At 69.0% G+C, this 507-nt stretch carries 1 protein-coding gene; it reads right to left on the reverse strand.

Features of this window, described 5'->3' with window-relative positions; genetic code table 11:
- Window positions 1-507: TraG/TraD/VirD4 family protein (locus A5780_RS19300; protein WP_156769560.1), on the reverse strand; the 507-nt coding region annotated here is incomplete at both ends.

The raw sequence follows: 507 nt of genomic DNA on the forward strand, positions 1-507 counted from the left end.
TCGGTGCCCGAATCCGCGCGCCGGCCCCGCGAGGTCGAGGTCACCAGTTCGTGGTGGGACCCGACCAGCTCGCTGATATCACGCAGGAATCCGGTGTCTTTGAGACCCGCACCGAGGGTGAGCACGTTGGTGGCGCTGAGCAGCGCCCTCATGCCGTCCTCGCCCCAGCAGCGCACGCCCTGGGCCCACGACTGCAGGATCGTGAGCACGACGATGCCGCGGGATCCGAAGTGGCTGTAGAGCTTCGGCAGATCGCGCCAGCGCACGACATTGGCGGCCTCGTCGAGCACGAGCAGCATCGGTGTCGGCATCCGGCCACCGGCACGTACGCCGTCGGCCTCGCCCGCTGCCGCGACCGCCGACGTGAACGCGCTCACGAGCGCTCCGCCGGAGGCTTTGCCCTCTTTCGACAGCAGATACAGGGTGTCGGTGCTGGTGACGAAGTGGTCGACGTTGAACGACCACCGGGGCCGCTCACCCTTCGACGGCGGGCACACCCACTGCCGC

It is taken from the genome of Nocardia sp. 852002-20019_SCH5090214, from assembly GCF_001665865.1.
GTDB lineage: Bacteria > Actinomycetota > Actinomycetes > Mycobacteriales > Mycobacteriaceae > Nocardia > Nocardia nova.